Here is an 18,931-nt window from a genome sequence, read left to right as displayed (position 1 = left end):
TTAACTCTCTTTATTTTTGTCAAAAAGCTTAAGCTATGCTTTGCTAAAATGGCTCACTTTAAAATTTTTCAGGAATTTAAATGCTGTATGATGTTATTGATTTTATAGTTGCGAGCGTAAGTAGCTGGGGTTATGCTGGCATATTTGTGATGATGTTTTTAGAAAGCTCGTTTTTTCCATTTCCAAGCGAGGTCGCAATGATACCGGCTGGCTATTTGGCGCATAAAGGTGAAATGAGTTTAATTTTGGCCTTTCTTGCAGGCACGCTTGGAAGCCTGCTTGGAGCTATTTTTAACTATTATCTTTGCTACTTTTTTGGTCGCGAGATCGTTTTAAAATACGGCAAATTTGTGGGAATCACTCACGAAAAAATGGATAAATTTGAAGCATTTTTCAATAAACACGGCGAAATTTCTACATTTAACTCACGTCTGATTCCTGGCATTCGCCAATACATCAGCCTGCCAGCCGGACTTGCTAAGATGAACATTTTTAGATTTTGTCTATTTACCACGCTTGGCGCTGGGATTTGGTGTGCTGTTTTACTTGGAGTTGGCTATTTTATAGGTTCGAACCCTGACAAACAGACACTTTTAATAATCACGATCGCTCTTTTGGCTGTAGTTGCAGTAATAAGCGTGGTCTATATAATAAAGCAAAGAAAAGGCTAAATACATATAAAAATATGTAAAATTTAGTGTATTTTATAAAATTTTTATTTGTGGTATTTAGTTAGATTTAACCTAGCAGATCGCCCTCATCTTTTCTAGATGAGTTAAATTTCTTAAAATTTTATCTAGCTCAAATTTACTGAATACTTCATTGTCAGAATAGAAAAATCTAACTTTTGGGGCTTTATTTAAAGTAGAAATTCTTAGTCCAAGCTCACTTATGAGGCGGTTTATTGTCCCTTCGTTGCCATCAATTATGCTTATATTTGGCGGCAAAATTTCTCTTAGGCTATCTTTAAAATAGTTAAAGTGCGTACAGCCAAGCACCAAAAAGCCAAATTTACTTAGATCAAATTTGGCTAACTCTTCTTTTAGATATGATTTCACATTCTCGGTGTCAAATTCCCCATTTTCAGCAAAATTGACAAGGCGCGGCAGTGCAAGTAGCTCAGTCTTATCTTTTGCGTGTAAATTTGCGATCAGCTCTTTTAATTTTGCACCATTTACGGTGACCGGAGTGGCTATGACAAGCGTTTTTAAGGTATCATTATGGCTTAAGTCATGAGCTTTTTTTACAGCTGGTTCCATGCCGATGATTGGCACGCTTAAATTTGCTCTAAGCTCTTTTATCGCTACGCTTGTTGCCGTGTTACAAGCTACTACGACAGCTTTTGCACCATTTTCTATGAGAAATTTCACCGCATCAAAGCTAAATTTTAAAATCTCATCCCTGCTCTTTTGTCCGTATGGGACATTTTTAACGTCTGCATAATATAAAAATTCATGCTCGCTAAGCTTGCTTAAAGCTTCGTTTAAGACGCTCAGTCCGCCAAGTCCTGAGTCAAATATACCTATCTTCATGCCCTTCCTTAAAGCCTGCAATTATAGCAAATAATATCTTTGTAAGCCGTTTTTTATTATACTTTGGCACTTTTTAAACTTGGAGTTAAATTTTGGCAGTTGATAAGATCATTTTCTATCTTTGTTCGACTTTGATCGCTATAAGCATTATTTTTTCACTATCTTTGCCAGTTTTTACGGTTTTATTTTTTAATTACGACGAGTTTCACTTTTTCATCCGTCAGTTTATTGTTGGTTGTATCGGAATTTTCATTATGTGGTGGCTTTCTAGGCTTAATCCTGAAAAGACGCTTGTTTGGATAGGGTTTGGCCTTCTTATATCTTGCGGTATCGCCATGGGGCTAATGCATGCATTGCCAGCTTCAATGGTGACTGACGCTGGTGGTGCTAGGCGTTGGATTAGACTACCTGGCTTTTCACTAGCTCCAGTTGAGTTTTTTAAAATCGGTTTTGTCTACTTCTTGGCTTGGAGTTTTACTAGAAAATTTAGTGAAGGCAAAAGAACCTTGCTAGATGAGATTAAGATACTCATGCCTTATATTATTCTTTTTGGTGTTGCTATCTTTCTTATCGCTGTTATGCAAAATGACCTTGGTCAAGTGGTCGTGCTGGCACTTACATTTGTGACAATGGCACTTTTTGCAGGAGCAAGTGCGAGACTTTTTAGCATCGGTATCTTAGGAGCTGCTTTTGTTATGACAGTAGCGATAATCAGCTCTGAGCATAGAATTTTACGTATAAAGTCATGGTGGGGCACGATACAAAACATGGTGCTTTCTTTCTTGCCTGATAGCGTTGCAGATGTATTAAGAGTGGCTGATGCACCAGAGCCATATCAAATTTCTCACTCATTAAATGCTATAAAGCATGGCGAATTTTTCGGCGAAGGGCTTGGCGCTGGTATCTTTAAGCTCGGCTTCTTAAGCGAGGTTCATACTGACTTTGTATTAGCTGGTATCGCTGAAGAAGTCGGTGTATTTGGTATTTTGTGTATCGTAGCTATATTTATAACGCTACTTTATAGAATTTTTAGAATTTCAGCTAGAAGCGAAAATAAGGTCTATCATCTATTTACGCTTGGTGTCGGGCTTATCTTATCGTTTTCATTTTTAATGAATAGCTATGGTATCACATCGATCACGCCTATCAAGGGTATTGCTGTGCCATTTCTTAGTTACGGTGGTAGCTCTGTGCTTGCGATTTGTATCGGTATCGGCATGGTTTTGATGGTTAGTAAAAGGGCAAAATTATGATTGTTATTTGCGGTGGAGGCACTGGTGGGCATTTAGCGATCGCAAGAAGCTTTTGCGAGGAGCTAAATAGAAGAGATATTAAGCCCATTTTTATTGGTTCAACTAGCGGTCAAGATAAATTTTGGTTTGAAAATGACGAGAATTTTTTACAAAAATTTTTCTTACCAAGCAGTGGCGTGGTAAATAAGAGAGGCTTTGCTAAACTAAAATCACTAGCAAATATCGTAAATCTTGCTTTAAAATGTAGAAAAATTTTTAAGCAAAATGACATTAAGGCAGTCATTAGCGTTGGTGGCTATTCAGCAGCGCCAGCAGCCATTGCTGCCATTATCTCAAAAGTGCCACTTTTTATCCATGAACAAAATGCTGTAATGGGCAAATTAAATAAAATTTTAAAGCCCTACGCGAAAGGCTTTTTTAGCTCTTATGATGAAGCTTCGCCCTACCCTTACCCTGTGGCAAAGAAATTTTTCGATAGTGCAAGAGTGAGAGAGGAGCTAAAGACTATTTTGTTTTTGGGTGGCTCGCAAGGCGCAAAAGCGATAAATGAACTAGCTATAAATTTAGCTCCATATCTTAAAGAAAAAGGCATAAATATAATTCATCAATGTGGTAAAAATGGCTTTGATGAACTTAAAAAAAGATATGATAAACTTGGCTTTGATAGCACAAATCTAGAAATTTTTGAATTTAGTAAAGAGATAGAAAAAAAGATGGGTAAAGCCGACCTTGCCATATCAAGAGCAGGAGCTAGCTCGCTTTGGGAGCTTTGTGCAAACGCCCTTCCATCTATCTTTGTGCCATTTCCTTATGCCGCTGGTAATCACCAGTTTTATAACGCTAAATTTTTAAAAGATAAAGGCATTGCTGAAATTTGCTTGCAAAATGGAGAAATTTTAAACAAAGACGAAGTTATAAGAATGATAGAAAATTTTGATCTAAACAAAAGCAGTAAAGCTCTAAAAGAGATCCTTTTGCCAAATGGAGCAAAAGATATAATTGATAAAATTTTTTAAACTAGCTCCTCGCCTATCGCACAAGCTTTTAGTTCTTTTAGCTCAAAGATCAAGTAATGATAAATAAGCTCATTTGTATTTAAAATTTTTGTACTAAAGACCGGTTTTATCATAGTTATTATCTTATCAGTTATACCCGCGATCTCCACTAGTAAAAGCTCATCTTTGCGTTGCTTTGCAGCCTTAATACAATTATAAAAGAACGTATAAATTATCTTAAAATTTTGCAAAATAACATTTGAAACTATCCTAGAATGAATATGTAAAACATTATGTATACGCTCTTGTAGAGTATTTAGCTCCGCAAGTATTGATTTTATTTGAGTAGTATCTGTTGTCCTAGAAAAGATATTTTTCGCTTTATTTTTGTTTTGTATTTGATACTCTGCTACTAAAATTTCTATTATATTTAAAATGGCAACATAGCTCTCTTGTAAATTTTCATTTGCCTTAAAGCTTACACCGTTTTTCTCAATTTTATAATTTAAGCTTCTCTTTATCTGCTCCAAATAAGTACTAATGTTTTCATAATAGTCCTCTGTGTTGAAGACACTTTTAAAGAAATCGCTTTCACCTTTTAAATTTGTAAGCTTTTTTTTAAGTTCATCAGCGTTTTTATTAAATTCAACAACCCCAACTGCCAAGCCAATCTCGTGCTCACTATTTTGTTCTAATGCTGTCAAACTCTCTTTTAGTACCAAAATTTGTTTTTGAATATTTTGAAAATCCATTTTTTTCTCTTTTAATTTTTTTGCTTATTTTACTATAAAAATTATGAAGTTTGTCATTAAGAATTAAAAAGATGGTGCGCCCGAGAGAATTCGAATCTCTGACCTTTTGAACCGCAATCAAATGCTCTATCCAGCTGAGCTATGAGCGCACAAGAAAGTTAAGTCGAGATATTAGCCAAACTTTCCTTAAAGAAAAATTGTATTCATTTTAATTTTATAACTGTTTTAGTAAAATCCAATAAAACAAAAGGAGCAAAAATGAATGATTTTTTCGATAGTTTAAAAGAGATAAAAAAAGAACTTACTAAAGAGCAAGGTGAGGCCAAAAAAACTCAAAAAGAAGCCATTTCTCATACAAAAGAAGAGGCGATCTTGTATAAAGAGAATAAGCTAAAAAACGAATTTGCAGAGTACATTAAAGGCCAAGATATAAGAAAAATATAAATTTGGAATGCTTATTGCTAAAACATGTCATATTTTATGTGGAGTAGGCAATGAAAGTTACGCAAACATTAGAATCTCTAAGCATTTTAACTGATAATGACACTTTGTTTCGTGAGCTTAGAGATATGATAAGCAGAAATTTTACAAAAATTTTATCTAATAAAAATAAGGTTATTTCGTTTTATGAAGAGAGCGAAATCCCACAACGCAAGTGCTTTTTAAAATTTATAAAAAAACTTTATGAAAAGCAAAGTGATGATAAGCTCGATATTCGTTTTGCAAACTATAAAACCATAAAGCTTGGCTTTGTTCAAAAAAATACCCTAACTCCAGTCATTAGCCTAAACGTAAATTTTGTAAAAAATGAAGTCAAATTTGAACTAAAAGATGCACTTTGCAGAGATTTTGCCAACTATATCAGCGAGAGTCTAGTAAAAAGCAATGTTGCTTTTAGTAAAAATGATGATTTTTTAAACATTACTATCTCAAACGACAACGACATATATACATTAAACAAGCTACTCTACAAAAGAAGCTATCCAAAATTTAGCGTAAATTTTATCTATGATGAAAAAGATTACAAAGACTTTAAACAAGGTATAAAAATAAAAAGCTCATCAAAATTTATAAGTAGATTTTCTGTGCTTGCAAATTTGCTTGAGGAAAATTTTGAGATTTTAGGTTGCAAAAAAGATGATGACTTTGAAACTATCAGACAAAGCTATCTTTCACTCGTAAATATCTATCATCCAGACAGACATGCCAACAAAAATCTTCTCATACAAGAAGAATACGCAAAGAAATTTAAAAATATTCAATCTGCTTATGAGAGTCTAAAACCATACTTTAAAAATCAAGAAAATTTTGTAATGGTTGGCTAGAGCACGGCTTACCACAAGGGCTATTAAAGAGAGAGAAAATGAATGGTGAAATGTTTAATATATGCGCCATTATTGTTGCCGTAAAGCAGGCCATAAAGTCAAATTCTCCTATCCTATATAATGGCACTAACTACGAAAATAGTATAGGCAAATGGCGTAAATGAGTGGTTTGAGCACGCATTAAAACTTGGATTAAGCGATGTAAGACTTACTGCAAATTTAACTGGCTCATCAGATAAACGTTTATTGCTTAGCTTTTCAAACTCTACCGCAAAATCGATCATTTGTATTTTTAAAGAGCACATGAGCTGCTTCGTGCCCTACTGGAAATACAACAAAGATCAAAGAGGCTGGGACATAATATATAAAGAATTTGGTCTTGAAAAAGATGTAAATTTAGAAAATTTTAGCGACAACACAGAGGCTTTTATGGCCATACTTACCAAGATAGCAGCCTTTGCAGATGAGATAGAGTGTGAGAATTTTGGTGAGTGTTTTCGCAGGGCATTAAAATCACTTAGATCTTCAAGCAATGATGATCAAAAGATATTTAATGCACCGCTTATGCCAAAGAAAAATTTAGCTCTTTTTGCTACGGCAAGCTTGGCTGATGTTTTTGGTGGTATGAACTCTTGGAACGACGATGCAGCAGGTATGGCACAATATAAAAAACGTGGCAAAGAGTACGAAGAGCTTAGTAACGAGCTTTTTACGCAGATGCGTAAGGCCATACTTTTTGCTGTAAATGAGTGGTAGTTAGCCGTTTATCTGATAGACTCTTTTTCGCTGGCTTGAGCTACCGATGTTTAGAATTTTGCGGTATTTTGTGATAGTTCGGCGAACGATTTGGATGTTAAATTTAGCTTGGATTAGCTCTTGAATTTTTAGATCAGAAAGTGGCTTTTTGTGGTCTTCATTTTTGATAAGCTCTAGCAAAAATTCCTTTATCGCAGCATTTGAAGTCTCCTCGTCAAAGCCAGTTGAAAAGAAATTTTTAAGTGCGACCGTGCCTCTTGAACAGCTTAGATATTTGTTTGTGATCGCTCTTGATATGGTTGAAGGGTTGCGCCCAAGCTCGTCTGCTAGGTCTTTTAGCTTCATGGGCTTTATGTTACCACCCAAGAAGTAGTCGTACTGATACTCAACTATCATAAACCCTATCTTATAAAGCGTCGCTTTTCTCATCTCAAGGGCGTCTATGAGCTCGCTTGCCTCTTTTATGCGCGAGCTTACAAAAGCCTCTTTCTCGTCTAATCCCTCGGTATCAACCAAAATTTCAGGATAATAATCATCATTTATCTGCACGCTTATGCCGCTACTTGTGCTTAGTACGAAGATATCAGGCACTGCCTCTTTTTCGTCCTCAAGATATTCAATGGCCGGAGGATTTTTAAATTTTTTTATGATCTTTAGCGCGTCGTCGTAAAATTTTAGCTTTCTAAGCTTTTCTATATTTTCAAAATTTAAGATGATCTTTCTTGTGCACTCTATGATCTCATCGCTTGCCTCTGCCTCACTTAGCTGAAACAAAAAGCTCTCTTTCACATCCTTTGCGCCCACGCCACAGGGCTCAAGGTAGGCAAATCTCGCCCTAACCCGCTCTACTTCGCTCTCATTAAAGCCAGCAAAAATTTCATCATCATAAGAAAAATAGCCCTCATCATCTAAGCACTCAATGATCTTATACGCGATATCTTGAGACTTTTGCGTGGGAAAAAGTGGCGGATTGATTTGACTAATTAGCTTTTCATAGAGGCTTTCTTTGTAAATACTTAAAGCCTCGATACTCTCAGTAACAGAATTTCTACTGACCTGCTCAAAAAAATTTCGTTTTTTTTCGCTTTTTTCTAAATTTTTATGTTCGATCGTGGCAAATGGATTGTCTTTTATAAAAGGTTCAAGCGTCTCTTTTAGCTCATCAAGCCCACTTTGAAGGATGGGAAGCCAGCTTCGCAGTGTTTGGTTTAGTTTGATCTTTGGCGCTAAAGTTTGCTTTTGCCTTAGCATCATCTACTCAAGCAGCTTAAATTCTTCGCCAAGATAGTGCGTTCTAACGAGCTTGTTGTTTGCCACTTCGCTCGCACTGCCGCTTGCTAGTAGCGAGCCATCTTTGATGACGTAGGCTCTGTCGCAAATGGCTAGCGTCTCACGGACGTTGTGGTCAGTTATCAAAACGCCGATGCCTAGCTTTTTAAGGTCTCTAACGATGCTTTGGATATCGCTAACTGCGATAGGATCGACGCCTGCAAATGGCTCATCAAGAAGTAAAAATTTTGGCTTTATAATGAGGCTTCTAGCGATCTCACAGCGTCTGCGCTCGCCGCCACTTAGACTAACGCCCTTTCTTAGGCGGATAGGCTCGATGTTTAGCATATTTAGCATCTCATTTACTCTTTTAGAGATCTCTTCTTCGCTTTGATTTAAAGTTTCAGCACCAAGAAGTAAATTTTCTTCTACGCTTAGCTCTTTAAATATACTTGATTCTTGCGGCAAATAGCCAATACCAAGGTGCGCTCTTTTGTGAAGCGGGACGTTTGTGATCTTTTCATCATTTAAAAAGACATCTCCGCTAGTTGGTGAGATAAGCCCACAGATCATATAAAAAGTAGTCGTCTTTCCAGCACCATTTGGCCCAAGAAGCCCTACGACTTCGCCGCTATTTACCTCTAAAGATATACCTTTTATGATCTCACTTTTCTTAATCGTCTTTTTTAGATCTTTTACTTCTAGTTTATGCACTTATAACCTCGTATTTTCTGCCATTTTTGCTAGGAGAAATTTTTACTAACGTATAGCTCTCGCCATTTTTCTTTAGAGCTTTTTCTAAATTTTCATCGCCCCACTCTACTAGATGAAGCCCCTCTTCAAATAAATTTTCAAAAAGGCCATTTTTTGCCATCCCGTCAAAACCGATCTGGTAAATGTCGTAGTGGTAGATATCTTTACCATAAATTTGCATCAAAGAAAAAGTAGGTGACGTCACGCTCTCATCTATGCCATGAGCCTTGATGATCGCCTTTACAAGCGTCGTTTTGCCACTTGCTAGATCGCCACTTAGTAGCACCACGCCACTTTTTGGCAGCACCCGCACAAGCTCATCAAGTTCATTTTCTAAAAGCTCAAAAACCATCAAAGCTCTTTTACATATTCGTTTTGAGCGCTTTTTGGTATGCTTTTTGTAGTTGGGATCGCTAGCACCTCGTATCTCGCCTCGCGCGTTAGAAATTTGATGCTAACCACATCGCCAACCTTAACATCTTTTGCCGCTTTTGCCTGCACGCCGTTGATACTCACAACGCCGCTTTTGCACATATCTTCGCTAACGGCACGCCTTTTGGTGATATTTACTACGTTTAAAAATTTATCTACTCTCATGTGGCGGATTTTAACAAAAATAGCCTTAAATTTTTAATCCTTTAGATATTTTAAAAGCTCTTTTAAATTTAGAGGTATGACGCTGCCGTGGGTTTCATTTTTAAAAAGCTCAAAGTGAGAATTTACCCCACTTTGCTGTAAAATCCCAGCCAGATCGCTTGTCTTTAAAATGCCAGCTTTATCAGTCTTGCCCTTTCTCTTTTCAAGCTCGCCAACGCTGAGAAAGACAAATTTAGCCTTTAGTTTCTCTTTAAATTTACCCTCGCTCACGTTTTGTTTTAAAATTTTAGACTCGCCCCACCAAAGAGATGGTGAAGCGATAAAGAAATTCGAAAATACGCCATCATTTTTAAGCATAGCATAAAGCGCAAAAAGACCGCCAAAAGAGTGCCCGCAAAGGCTTTTTTGGCTACCCTGCACGTTAAATTTCTCATCGATTAGCGGCACTAAATTTCTAGTTAAAAAGTGGTAAAACGCATCTGCGCCCCCACCTTTGCTAAACTCCTCGCCCTCTGCCTTTGGCGTGAGATCTCTTGTGCGTTTTTGCACCTCGTAGCTTTTGTCCGTGTCATATCCTATGCCTATTATTAGCGGGGCAAAAGAACCATCAAATTCATTTAAAAGCATATTAAACTGGGCATTTGCATCCAGTAGATAGAGCACATTTTTAAACTCATTTTGCCCTTTCAACTTGGCTATAAAAATTTTATAAATTTCATTATTTGCGCTCATTTTAAAGCTTGAAATTTCAAATTTACTAGCAGCTTTTTGGCTTAATGGCTCTGGCGTTTGACTAGGTCCTGCGTGCAAAGTTTGCGTCACACCAAGCGTAAAAAGCAAAAGTTTAAACACTCTTACCATTTTGCAGCGACCTTAAACCAAAATCTCCTGCCTTCTTGCGGATAAAAGTAATATGTATTTCCCACAAGCGCCTCATCGTATCTTACTTTATCAAAGATATTATAAGCATTTAGGCTAAGTGTTAGGTGCTTGTTTGCATCCCAGCTGACGCCTGTATCGAAGGTGAGTAGGTCCTTTGCGTTCTCTCTTATGCTGTTGCCAGCACCAAAATTTACACTTGTTAGCTTGCTCTCGTAGTTTGCACCAAAAAATGTCTTGACGCTTTTTATAGGCTTATATGTAAGCGTGGCGTGAAGTGTGTGCTCTGGCGTTGCTGTTAGGCTTTTACCATCAAGTCTGTTAAGCCCTGTTTGGCTAAATTTCATAGGGCCATTTGGCGTGTTTATCGTTGGGTCGCCAGTTTTTATCTTTGATTTGTTATAAGTGTAGTTTGAGCTTAAATTTAGATTTGAAAGGATGTCATAATCGCCACTTAGCTCCACGCCCCAAACGGTCGCACCCTCAATGTTAAAGTAAGTTCCCCAGCCAGGGCAACCGACTGTTTTTACCCTTGTCCTTGCTGGGCAAGCGCCAAAGGCTGGGATTTTATTTACATTACTGCCGTCGGTGTCTAGGATTTTATCTTTAAATTCATTTCTAAAAAGCGTTACCGAGCCTCTAAAATCAGCTTGATTGTCATAATATGCCCCAACTTCATAAGTCGTGCTCTTTTCTGGTTTTAGATCTTTATTACCAAAATCAACTATCGTCCAGCCACCTTGAATAGTGCCTACTTCTGGAGAAATTTGATTGACATCTGGTGTTTTATAGCCAGTCGCTACGCCACCTTTTAAGCTTAGCGTATCTGTGGCGTTATAGACTAGGTAGGCTCTTGGTGAGAGGTGGTTGCCAAAGAATTCGTTGTGCGTGAGCCTTGAGCCAAGTGTTAAAAATAGCTTTTCATCTAAAATTTGCCACTCATCCTCGATAAATCCTGCATGCTCGCTCATCGAGTAGGTCTTTGGATCTTTTAAGCCGTTTCTTGAGGCGTTTGAGACGATGAAGGTCGTGCCGACATTTTGCTTGCTAAAGTCATAGCCAAAAGTTAGTGCGTGAGCGCCAAGAAAGGTTGTAAATTTTGAGTTAAAGTTGTGATTTTTGGCTTTTGCAGGTATGAGGCTATCAAAAAGGCTCGTTCTTTGTGTCTGATCATAAATGTAGCTGATATCGGCATTTAGGTTATCAAATTCACCAAGGTAGCCCACGCCATAGCTCTTTTTCTCGTAGTCATAATTATCTAATGGTCTTCTTCTTGGGTTTGGATCGGCTGATTTGCCAACCGTTTTTGAATAATCATGCCTTTCGTTTGAGCCAAGGATGAAAAATTTATTGTGTTCATCTGGAGTGATCCAAAGTTTTGCGCTTAAATTTCTCTTATCACTCTTTTGATAGCCACCGATGTAGCCATCTTCGTCTCTTAGCTTTTTATATCCCCAAAGCTGAAGCGCAAAAAGGTCTTTATAAAGAGGTAAATTTAGATAAAAGTCCCCCTGTCTACCATCGCCTATACCTATATGAGTGTTTATCGTGGTTGAGATGCCGACATTGCCACTAAATTTTGAAAAATCCTTTTTGGTAATGATATTTATCACACCTCCAACTGCGTCGCTACCATAAAGCGAGCTCATAGGACCACGGATGACCTCTATACGCTCGATCGCCTCAGCTGGCGGGATGAAATTTGAGTTCATATCCCCTGCTCCACCCTTTGGGTTTGCGCTGCTTGAATTTACTCTTTTACCATCAATTAAAACTAGCGTTTGAGACTTCTCCATGCCACGTATCGAGATACCGCTAGCTGCCCCGTCCTCACCGCCAACGACATTTACGCCTGGTACTTTTTGGGCGATTGAGTGAAGCGAAGTAAAGCTATCTTTTGTAAGCTCATCGCCACTTATCACGCTTATGCTCGCAGGAGCCTCTTTGATCTGCTGCGAAAAGCCACTCGCACTTACTACAACACCATCAAGCCTTGTTTCGTTATTGTCTTTATGCTCTGCTCCAAAGAGTGAATTTGTCACACAAACACTAAGGCAGATGGCAATAAATTTTGTTTTTCTCACGACTATCCTTTTAAAATTTAATTTGAAAAAGTTTGAAATTTAACAAAGTATCTTTTAAAACAATATTAATTATCATAATTTTAAATAGTAATCTTTTTTATAAAATTTTCTAAGAAAAAACTTACATTATTTATTAAATTAGTTTATTAAAAATTAATCAATTTAGGCTAAAATACGACCATTTTAACAAAAGGAAGAGCTATGAAAAAAGACGTAAAAAAAGTGGTTTTAGCATACTCTGGCGGACTTGACACAAGTATCATTTTAAAATGGCTTCAAGATGAATATAACTGCGAAGTAGTCACATTTACAGCTGACATCGGCCAAGGCGAGGAGCTAGAGCCTGCACGCAAAAAAGCCTTAGCACTTGGTGTAAAGCCTGAAAATATTTTTATAGAAGATTTAAGAGAAGAATTTGTACGTGATTATGTATTTCCAATGTTTAGAGCAAATGCAGTCTACGAGGGCGAGTATCTACTTGGCACATCAATCGCTCGCCCACTAATAGCAAAACGCCAAAGCGAGATCGCAAGACTTGTTGGTGCTGATGGCGTGAGCCACGGAGCAACAGGCAAAGGTAACGACCAAGTTCGCTTTGAGCTTGGATACTACGCGCTTGGCGACAATCTAACTATCATAGCTCCTTGGCGTGAGTGGGATCTAAACAGCCGTGAAAAACTTTTGGCATACGCTGAAAAAAACGGCATAGATATCACCAAAAAACCAGGCAAGAGCCCATACTCAATGGACGCAAATTTACTTCACATAAGCTACGAAGGTCTAGTACTTGAAGACCCAAGTCATGCACCAGAAGATGATATGTGGAGATGGACAGTAAGCCCAAAAGATGCTCCAGATAAGAGCGAGATCATCGAGATCGGCTATGAAAAAGGCGATCCAGTAAGCATAAACGGTAAAAAAATGAGCCCAGCTGAAATTTTAACCGAGCTAAATCGCCTTGGTGCAAAACACGGCATCGGCAGACTTGATATCGTAGAAAATCGCTCTGTTGGCATGAAGAGCCGCGGCTGCTACGAAACTCCAGGCGGCACGATAATGCTAAAAGCTCACAGAGCGATAGAGAGCATCACGCTTGACCGTGGTGCTGCTCATTTAAAAGATGAAATTATGCCAAAATACGCCGAGTTAGTTTACAACGGCTACTGGTGGTCACCTGAGCGAAATATGCTCCAAGCTCTCATCGACAAAAGCCAAGAACACGTAAATGGCTCTGTAAAAGTTGAGCTTTATAAAGGTAATGTGATCATCCTTGGCAGAAACAGCAAAGATGATAATCTATTTAGCGAGGCGTACTGCACGTTTGAAGAAGACAGCGTTTATGACCAAAAAGATGCGGAAGGATTTATCAAGCTAAATGCACTTCGCTTTATAATCGCACGCAAAAATGGGCGAAAATTTGACTAAAAATAAAATTTAAAAGGAAAAAAATGAAAGTATTATTAATAAAAGATGTAAAAGGACTTGGAAAAGCTGGCGAGATAAAAGAGGTAAAAGACGGCTACGGCAACAACTTCTTAATAGGTAAAGGCTTTGCAAAAGCAGCCACTCCAGATGTCCTTCGTCAATACGAAGCGGCTCAAAAAAGAAAGGCCGAAGAGCTAAAATATGAGATCGCAAATTTAGAAAAGCTTAAAGAAGAGCTTGAAAAAGTGACAGTTGTCATCAAAAAAACTCTTGGTGCAAATGGCTCGCTTTTTGGTTCAGTTTCAAAAGAGGAGATCGCAGCAGAGCTTGAAAAAACTCACCATTTAGTAGTCGAGAAAAGAGCGATCGACATGGACACTCACTTAAAAGCAGTCGGTCTTTACGACGTTCACGTAAAGCTTGGACACTCGATAAATGCGAGCTTAAAGGTTGATGTGCAAGGAGAGTAGATGTTTCATGCGACAACCATCTTAGCCTACAAAGGCAAAAACAAATCAGTCATCGGTGGAGACGGACAGGTGAGCTTTGGCAATACCGTCTTAAAAGGCAATGCCGTAAAAATTCGCAAAATTCACAACGGCAAAGTCCTAGCTGGCTTTGCTGGCAGCACCGCTGACGCGTTTAACCTCTTTGATATGTTTGAGAAAAATTTAGAGCATACAAAGGGTGATTTGCTAAAGGCGGTGATAGAATTTAGCAAAGAGTGGCGCAAAGACAAGTACCTAAGAAAGCTTGAAGCGATGATGCTTGTGCTTGATAGGGATAAAATTTTCTTACTTAGTGGCACTGGGGATGTAGTTGAGCCAGAAGATGGCAAGATAGCAGCTATCGGAAGTGGCGGCAACTACGCCCTTTCAGCAGCCCGTGCCTTAGATAAATTTGCCGATATCGACGAAGAGGAGCTAGTTAAAGAGAGTCTCAAGATCGCTGGCGAAATTTGCATCTATACAAATACAAACATCAAAACTTATGTTTTAGAATAAGAGAGAAAATGAACTTAACACCAAGAGAAATTGTTAAATTTTTAGATGACTATGTGATCGGTCAAAAGGATGCCAAAAAGATCATAGCAATCGCACTTCGCAACCGCTACCGCCGTATGAAGCTTGAAAAGAGTTTGCAAGATGACATCATGCCAAAAAATATCTTGATGATCGGCTCAACTGGCGTTGGTAAAACCGAGATCGCAAGACGCCTTTCAAAGATGATGGGACTGCCTTTTATCAAGGTTGAAGCTAGCAAATATACTGAGGTTGGCTTTGTTGGGCGTGACGTTGAGAGCATGGTAAGAGACCTTGCAATGGCCTCATATAATCTCGTAAAAAACGAGCAAAGCGAAAAAAACCAAGATAAAATCAACGCCTACATCGAAGAAAAGATCGTCTCAAAGTTACTTCCGCCACTTCCAAAAGGTGCAAGTGAAGATAAACAAGCAGAGTATGCCAAGAGCTATGAAAAAATGCTAAATAGGCTAAGAAACGGCGAGCTTGACGAGCTAAGTATAGAGATAGAGGTGCAGCAAAACCCGCTTGAAGCTGGCTCAAATGTGCCACCTGATATGGCGCAGATGCAAGAGAGCTTTATAAAGATAATTGGCATTGGCGGTAAAAATATCAAAAAAGAGATGAAGGTAAAAGACGCCAAAAAAGCTCTTCAAAGCGAGGCAAATGATAAAATTTTAGACCTTGAGAGCGTAAAAACAGAGGCTTTAAGAAGAGCTGAAAACGAGGGCATCATCTTTATAGACGAGATCGATAAGGTGGCTGTTGGCTCAGGTAGCTCAAATAGACAAGATCCTAGCAAAGAAGGCGTGCAAAGAGACTTGCTACCGATCGTTGAGGGCTCAAATGTAAATACAAAATTTGGAAATTTAAAGACAGATCATATTTTATTTATCGCTGCTGGTGCCTTTCATATAAGCAAGCCAAGCGATCTCATCCCAGAGCTTCAAGGCCGTTTTCCACTAAGAGTCGAGCTTGATAGCCTTGATGAGGACGCGCTTTATCAAATTTTAACTCAGCCAAAAAATTCGCTTTTAAAACAATACATCGCCCTACTCTCAACCGAAAATGTTGAGCTAGAATTTGACGATGAAGCGATAAAAGAGATAGCCAGGATCGCTCACGCAGCAAATGAAAAGATGGAAGACATCGGTGCTAGACGCCTTCATACGGTGATCGAGCGCGTGATAGAAGATATTAGCTTTGAGGCTAGCGAAAAGAGCGGCGAGAAGATAAATGTGACAAAAGAGCTTGTAAAGGAGCGTCTAAAAGACGTGGTCGAGGATCAAGATCTAGCGAGGTATATACTTTGAAATCAGGCTTTGTTAGCATCATAGGACGCACAAATGCTGGCAAAAGCTCGTTTTTAAATGCCTTGTTGAACGAAAAGATCGCCATCGTCTCGCATAAACAAAATGCAACTCGCAGAAAGATAAATGGCATCGTAATGAACGGTGAAGATCAGATCATTTTCACCGACACGCCAGGACTTCACGAGAGCAACAAGGCGATAAATCAACTACTAATTAGCCAAGCAATAAAATCGATGGGAGACTGCGATCTAATCGTATTTTTAGCGCCTATTCATGATGATACAAGCGACTATGAGAAATTTCTAGCTCTAAATCCTGAAAAACCACACATCTTAGTGCTAACAAAAGTCGATGAGAGCTCAAACGCAAAAGTCTTAGAAAAGATCACCCAGTATCAAAAATTTCAAGATAAATTTGCAGCCCTACTTACTTTTAGCACCAAGCAGCCTACCTATAAAAAGCCGCTTCTTGATGAAATTTGCAAGCTTTTGCCAGAGCATGAATATTTTTACGATCCAGAATTTCTTACTTCAACAAATGAAAAAGAAATTTTTAGAGAATTTATACTTGAAGCAATCTATGAAAATTTAAGCGACGAGATCCCATATCTTAGCGATGCGATCATAAAAAGTGTAAAAGAAAAACCTGGCATTACTAAAATTTTTGCAAGCATCATCACTGAGCGCGAAATTCACAAAAGTATGATCATCGGTAAGAATGGTGAAACGATAAAACGAATAGGAATTTTTGCAAGAAAGTTAATACAAAATTTAACCGGATCAAAGGTCTTTCTAAAGCTCGATGTAGTCGTTAAGAAGGGCTGGAGTAAAGAAGAAAAGAGCCTTAATAAAATAATTGGTTATTGATTTTTTATTGTAAAAATATTAAAATACAGCCCAATTAGAGCATTATGAGGTAAATTTTTATGTTAAAGCTTAGAAAAATTAACGATAATCCAATCGTTACGCTAGATCCTTATGAATATGAAGGTTTTAGATTTTCTAATAGCAATGTCGATACGCTAAGTCTTTCAAAGAATATTCTCAAGCGAGACTTCTTTATATCTTATATCGAGTACAAAGATATAATAACAGCTACCATAAACATCTCAAGAACAATAGATGATGAGGATATTGAAAACAATATCTCTATCAAAATTTACGAAGAGCTCTCTCTTGATCCTGCGATTGACTATAAAATAGTTTATTTTGAAAGCAATGTTGAAAAAGAAGATAGAATTTTTAATGTTTTTATTGCTACAAACGAAACGATAAATAAAATTTTTAAAAATATTTCTAAAAGAGTCCATTTTATAGATTATGTCGTTGTAGAACCACTTTTATATAGTGCTATATATAAAAAGGCTTACTTCCTAGCACTCAGAGTGATTGTTTTTTGACATTTAGGGCCGATGAAGCATTTATAAGCATTTATGTAAATGGAGAATACCTTACATCAAGAGGTTTAAGATACACACTAAATTATTTAAAAGATAAATTTATAGAGCAAAGCGGCGAGAGAGTAAGCCTAGAAAGCTTTTTAGACATCCTAAAGACAAGAGGACTTTTAGATAGCAATGAAGAAGGCTTTAGCTACGATCTAAATACTGTTTTTGAGGACTACATATTTTACGTAAATGACACGATAAATGTTGTTAATAGAATTTACAGCATAAATATAAAAAATATCTATATTGACTGCGACTATAAAATAGAGCGTTTTGAAAAATTTATCAATACAAAGCTCGGCACAAATGCTACGAAATTAAATACAAGCACTGTAATAAATTCTAAAAATTTAGCTATCAGCGAACGGCATAATATGATGGCTTTGTATGCAAATTTTTATAAAAAAGAGGCCTTTAATGCCGATTTTAACTTCTCAAATTTGCTTAGACCTGATCCATTCACAAAAAGAAAAAGTGGTAAATTTATACTGACATGTGCTGCTGCTTTTTGCCTAAGCATGTCCTATCCACTTTATAATTATATAGCTGGTAGTATTTTAGAGGCAGATTCGCAAAGACTAAGCGATGAGCTTGATGTTCTTAATGCACAAGCAGCACAAATAAGAAATACTCTTGAAAGACTAAAAAAAGAGCAAAATGATATAAAAGGATTAACTGATAAAGAGGAAGAGAAGTTAAATTTTAGAAAAGGGTTGCTTCAAGAAATTGAAAACAAAAAAGATCACTACGTAATGAAAGGTTTAAATCTTTTTGAAATTACAGATATGATAAACAACAATAGCATTTTTATAACAAATATTAAAAATAACGATAAAAATTTAACAGTAACTGTTGTTAGCGATAATGAAAAAAGGATTACGCAGCTAATAAAAGATATTAGCAAGACGCCTAAATATTCAGTAAATACAAAAAAAATTAAAGAAGATAGGCAAAACAACGAGTATGAAAGTAATATAAGTATAGAGATTAGACAATGAGACAAGATGTTTTAAGTAAAATAGATAAGTATTTTGACGCAAAAAAACAAAGCGAAACAAATATAATTTTTTTAGGTTCAGCTTTAATTATTATTTATATTGTTTATATGCTTTGCTTTGATCCGTCGCAAGATTTTTATGATGAAAGATTTAATACGCATACTAAAATTAGCAACGATCTTTCAAGAACAAGAGATTATTTAAGATCGACTAGCTCACCTAGTGGGGATAAAAATTTTAAAATAAATGAAGAGTCAAAAATACTTGAAACGCTAAAAGGCAAATATTCTAGCGTTTTAAAATTTAATGCTCATTTTGATTCAAAGCTAAAAGAACTATCGTTTTTATTATTTAACGATCAAAATTGGGCAAATTTTTTAGACAACATCGTATCTTTAGCAAAGCAAAATAATATAAAAATTTTAGAGTTAAAAAGTGATATAAAAGAGCCAAATTTCCAAAAGATTGAGCAAATTTTAAATATTGACTTGACATTTTTGGGAGGTTTTAAAGATATGCTTTCATATATAA

Annotated in this window: 23 protein-coding genes and 1 tRNA gene; 14 read left to right on the top strand and 10 right to left on the bottom strand. The window is 37.1% G+C overall.

The annotated features are described in order from the left end of the window. The first annotated feature begins 80 nt into the window (after nt 1-80). Complete coding sequence (locus CYP51_RS07225) at nt 81-671, top strand: DedA family protein (RefSeq protein ID WP_103624924.1); 591 nt, start codon at nt 81-83, stop codon at nt 669-671. 72 nt (nt 672-743) lie between these two features. Here CYP51_RS07225 and murI read toward each other — a convergent pair whose 3' ends face one another. Continuing rightward, nucleotides 744-1,532: a glutamate racemase gene (gene murI / locus CYP51_RS07220; RefSeq protein ID WP_103624923.1), complete on the bottom strand. Its 789-nt coding sequence runs from the start codon at nt 1,530-1,532 to the stop codon at nt 744-746. 92 nt (nt 1,533-1,624) lie between these two features. On the opposite strand from murI, the gene CYP51_RS07215 reads away from it, so the two are divergent. Continuing rightward, complete coding sequence (locus CYP51_RS07215; RefSeq protein ID WP_021091312.1) at nt 1,625-2,785, top strand: FtsW/RodA/SpoVE family cell cycle protein; 1,161 nt, start codon at nt 1,625-1,627, stop codon at nt 2,783-2,785. Further along, a complete protein-coding gene (gene murG / locus CYP51_RS07210) occupies nt 2,782-3,801 on the top strand; it encodes an undecaprenyldiphospho-muramoylpentapeptide beta-N-acetylglucosaminyltransferase (RefSeq protein ID WP_103624922.1) in 1,020 nt (339 codons plus the stop codon). Before CYP51_RS07215 ends, murG begins: the two co-directional genes overlap by 4 nt. Here the strand turns inward: murG and CYP51_RS07205 are convergent. Continuing rightward, nucleotides 3,798-4,532, bottom strand: coding sequence for an imidazole glycerol phosphate synthase (locus CYP51_RS07205; protein WP_103624921.1), 735 nt, complete (start codon nt 4,530-4,532; stop codon nt 3,798-3,800). The two genes, murG and CYP51_RS07205, sit on opposite strands and share 4 nt — an antisense overlap. Before the next feature lie 72 nt (nt 4,533-4,604). After that, nucleotides 4,605-4,681 (bottom strand) — tRNA-Arg (locus CYP51_RS07200). 109 nt (nt 4,682-4,790) lie between these two features. Here CYP51_RS07200 and CYP51_RS07195 point away from each other — a divergent pair. Continuing rightward, a complete protein-coding gene (locus CYP51_RS07195; RefSeq protein WP_103624920.1) occupies nt 4,791-4,976 on the top strand; it encodes a hypothetical protein in 186 nt (61 codons plus the stop codon). Nucleotides 4,977-5,026: 50 nt separating this feature from the next. Beyond that, complete coding sequence (locus tag CYP51_RS07190; RefSeq protein WP_103624919.1) at nt 5,027-5,857, top strand: adenylosuccinate lyase; 831 nt, start codon at nt 5,027-5,029, stop codon at nt 5,855-5,857. Nucleotides 5,858-5,970: 113 nt separating this feature from the next. Here CYP51_RS07190 and CYP51_RS09835 read toward each other — a convergent pair whose 3' ends face one another. Further along, nucleotides 5,971-6,162, bottom strand: coding sequence for a hypothetical protein (locus CYP51_RS09835; RefSeq protein WP_180997749.1), 192 nt, complete (start codon nt 6,160-6,162; stop codon nt 5,971-5,973). Here CYP51_RS09835 and CYP51_RS09830 point away from each other — a divergent pair. After that, on the top strand, nt 6,161-6,613 hold the full coding sequence (locus tag CYP51_RS09830) for a hypothetical protein (protein WP_180997748.1): 453 nt from the start codon (nt 6,161-6,163) through the stop codon (nt 6,611-6,613). The two genes, CYP51_RS09835 and CYP51_RS09830, sit on opposite strands and share 2 nt — an antisense overlap. Here the strand turns inward: CYP51_RS09830 and CYP51_RS07180 are convergent, their stop codons facing one another. From CYP51_RS07180 to CYP51_RS07155, 6 genes are read right to left on the bottom strand one after another with little or no spacing between them, the layout of a single operon-like run. Next, a complete protein-coding gene (locus CYP51_RS07180; RefSeq protein ID WP_258032819.1) occupies nt 6,614-7,864 on the bottom strand; it encodes an RNA polymerase factor sigma-54 in 1,251 nt (416 codons plus the stop codon). 3 nt (nt 7,865-7,867) lie between these two features. After that, on the bottom strand, nt 7,868-8,596 hold the full coding sequence (gene lptB / locus CYP51_RS07175; protein WP_103624917.1) for an LPS export ABC transporter ATP-binding protein: 729 nt from the start codon (nt 8,594-8,596) through the stop codon (nt 7,868-7,870). After that, nucleotides 8,589-8,987 carry a tRNA (adenosine(37)-N6)-threonylcarbamoyltransferase complex ATPase subunit type 1 TsaE gene (gene tsaE / locus CYP51_RS07170; protein ID WP_021086198.1) on the bottom strand — a complete coding sequence of 133 codons (399 nt, stop codon included), beginning with the start codon at nt 8,985-8,987 and terminating at the stop codon, nt 8,589-8,591. The genes lptB and tsaE overlap by 8 nt, the downstream gene beginning before the upstream one ends. Beyond that, nucleotides 8,987-9,232, bottom strand: coding sequence for an RNA-binding S4 domain-containing protein (locus tag CYP51_RS07165; RefSeq protein ID WP_054196626.1), 246 nt, complete (start codon nt 9,230-9,232; stop codon nt 8,987-8,989). Before CYP51_RS07165 ends, tsaE begins: the two co-directional genes overlap by 1 nt. Before the next feature lie 33 nt (nt 9,233-9,265). Further along, nucleotides 9,266-10,093 carry an alpha/beta hydrolase gene (locus CYP51_RS07160; RefSeq protein ID WP_103624916.1) on the bottom strand — a complete coding sequence of 276 codons (828 nt, stop codon included), beginning with the start codon at nt 10,091-10,093 and terminating at the stop codon, nt 9,266-9,268. Further along, nucleotides 10,087-12,195: a TonB-dependent receptor domain-containing protein gene (locus CYP51_RS07155; protein WP_103624915.1), complete on the bottom strand. Its 2,109-nt coding sequence runs from the start codon at nt 12,193-12,195 to the stop codon at nt 10,087-10,089. The genes CYP51_RS07160 and CYP51_RS07155 overlap by 7 nt, the downstream gene beginning before the upstream one ends. A 201-nt stretch (nt 12,196-12,396) precedes the next feature. Here CYP51_RS07155 and CYP51_RS07150 point away from each other — a divergent pair, with 201 nt between their 5' ends. From CYP51_RS07150 to CYP51_RS07120, 8 genes are all read left to right on the top strand, one after another. Then, entirely contained in the window at nt 12,397-13,620 is a 1,224-nt protein-coding gene (locus CYP51_RS07150; RefSeq protein WP_103624914.1) for an argininosuccinate synthase, read from the top strand. A 23-nt stretch (nt 13,621-13,643) separates the two neighbouring features. Continuing rightward, nucleotides 13,644-14,090, top strand: a complete 447-nt coding sequence (gene rplI, locus CYP51_RS07145) for a 50S ribosomal protein L9 (protein ID WP_103624913.1) — start codon at nt 13,644-13,646, stop codon at nt 14,088-14,090. Then, nucleotides 14,091-14,624 (top strand): ATP-dependent protease subunit HslV, encoded by a 534-nt coding sequence (gene hslV / locus CYP51_RS07140; protein WP_021084582.1) that lies wholly within the window; start codon nt 14,091-14,093, stop codon nt 14,622-14,624. It abuts the gene before it with no gap. 8 nt (nt 14,625-14,632) lie between these two features. After that, entirely contained in the window at nt 14,633-15,955 is a 1,323-nt protein-coding gene (hslU, locus tag CYP51_RS07135) for an HslU--HslV peptidase ATPase subunit (protein WP_103624912.1), read from the top strand. Further along, nucleotides 15,952-16,821, top strand: coding sequence for a GTPase Era (gene era / locus CYP51_RS07130; RefSeq protein WP_103624911.1), 870 nt, complete (start codon nt 15,952-15,954; stop codon nt 16,819-16,821). Before hslU ends, era begins: the two co-directional genes overlap by 4 nt. Nucleotides 16,822-16,880: 59 nt before the next feature. Next, nucleotides 16,881-17,354: a hypothetical protein gene (locus tag CYP51_RS10070; RefSeq protein ID WP_258032818.1), complete on the top strand. Its 474-nt coding sequence runs from the start codon at nt 16,881-16,883 to the stop codon at nt 17,352-17,354. Continuing rightward, entirely contained in the window at nt 17,351-18,400 is a 1,050-nt protein-coding gene (locus CYP51_RS07125; RefSeq protein WP_258032817.1) for a hypothetical protein, read from the top strand. Before CYP51_RS10070 ends, CYP51_RS07125 begins: the two co-directional genes overlap by 4 nt. Next, nucleotides 18,397-18,931 (top strand): pilus assembly protein PilO (locus CYP51_RS07120; RefSeq protein WP_103624910.1); only part of this gene is annotated, 535 nt, incomplete at its 3' end. The genes CYP51_RS07125 and CYP51_RS07120, both read left to right, overlap by 4 nt.

The organism is Campylobacter concisus, from assembly GCF_002912895.1.
GTDB lineage: Bacteria > Campylobacterota > Campylobacteria > Campylobacterales > Campylobacteraceae > Campylobacter_A > Campylobacter_A concisus_G.
The sequence above is the reverse complement of the archived record's forward strand: the minus strand, read 5'-3'. Positions and strand labels throughout refer to the sequence as shown.

What these genes read in the sequence shown, in the direction of transcription:
- CYP51_RS07225 (WP_103624924.1), top strand. Translation starts at nt 81, where the DNA reads ATGCTGTATGATGTTATTGATTTTATAGTTGCGAGCGTAAGTAGCTGG.
- murI (WP_103624923.1), bottom strand. Translation starts at nt 1,532, where the DNA reads ATGAAGATAGGTATATTTGACTCAGGACTTGGCGGACTGAGCGTCTTA.
- murG (WP_103624922.1), top strand. Translation starts at nt 2,782, where the DNA reads ATGATTGTTATTTGCGGTGGAGGCACTGGTGGGCATTTAGCGATCGCA.
- CYP51_RS07205 (WP_103624921.1), bottom strand. Translation starts at nt 4,532, where the DNA reads ATGGATTTTCAAAATATTCAAAAACAAATTTTGGTACTAAAAGAGAGT.
- CYP51_RS07195 (WP_103624920.1), top strand. Translation starts at nt 4,791, where the DNA reads ATGAATGATTTTTTCGATAGTTTAAAAGAGATAAAAAAAGAACTTACT.
- CYP51_RS07190 (WP_103624919.1), top strand. Translation starts at nt 5,027, where the DNA reads ATGAAAGTTACGCAAACATTAGAATCTCTAAGCATTTTAACTGATAAT.
- CYP51_RS09830 (WP_180997748.1), top strand. Translation starts at nt 6,161, where the DNA reads ATGAGCTGCTTCGTGCCCTACTGGAAATACAACAAAGATCAAAGAGGC.
- CYP51_RS09835 (WP_180997749.1), bottom strand. Translation starts at nt 6,162, where the DNA reads ATGTGCTCTTTAAAAATACAAATGATCGATTTTGCGGTAGAGTTTGAA.
- CYP51_RS07180 (WP_258032819.1), bottom strand. Translation starts at nt 7,864, where the DNA reads ATGCTAAGGCAAAAGCAAACTTTAGCGCCAAAGATCAAACTAAACCAA.
- tsaE (WP_021086198.1), bottom strand. Translation starts at nt 8,987, where the DNA reads ATGGTTTTTGAGCTTTTAGAAAATGAACTTGATGAGCTTGTGCGGGTG.
- CYP51_RS07165 (WP_054196626.1), bottom strand. Translation starts at nt 9,232, where the DNA reads ATGAGAGTAGATAAATTTTTAAACGTAGTAAATATCACCAAAAGGCGT.
- CYP51_RS07160 (WP_103624916.1), bottom strand. Translation starts at nt 10,093, where the DNA reads ATGGTAAGAGTGTTTAAACTTTTGCTTTTTACGCTTGGTGTGACGCAA.
- CYP51_RS07150 (WP_103624914.1), top strand. Translation starts at nt 12,397, where the DNA reads ATGAAAAAAGACGTAAAAAAAGTGGTTTTAGCATACTCTGGCGGACTT.
- rplI (WP_103624913.1), top strand. Translation starts at nt 13,644, where the DNA reads ATGAAAGTATTATTAATAAAAGATGTAAAAGGACTTGGAAAAGCTGGC.
- hslV (WP_021084582.1), top strand. Translation starts at nt 14,091, where the DNA reads ATGTTTCATGCGACAACCATCTTAGCCTACAAAGGCAAAAACAAATCA.
- hslU (WP_103624912.1), top strand. Translation starts at nt 14,633, where the DNA reads ATGAACTTAACACCAAGAGAAATTGTTAAATTTTTAGATGACTATGTG.
- CYP51_RS10070 (WP_258032818.1), top strand. Translation starts at nt 16,881, where the DNA reads ATGTTAAAGCTTAGAAAAATTAACGATAATCCAATCGTTACGCTAGAT.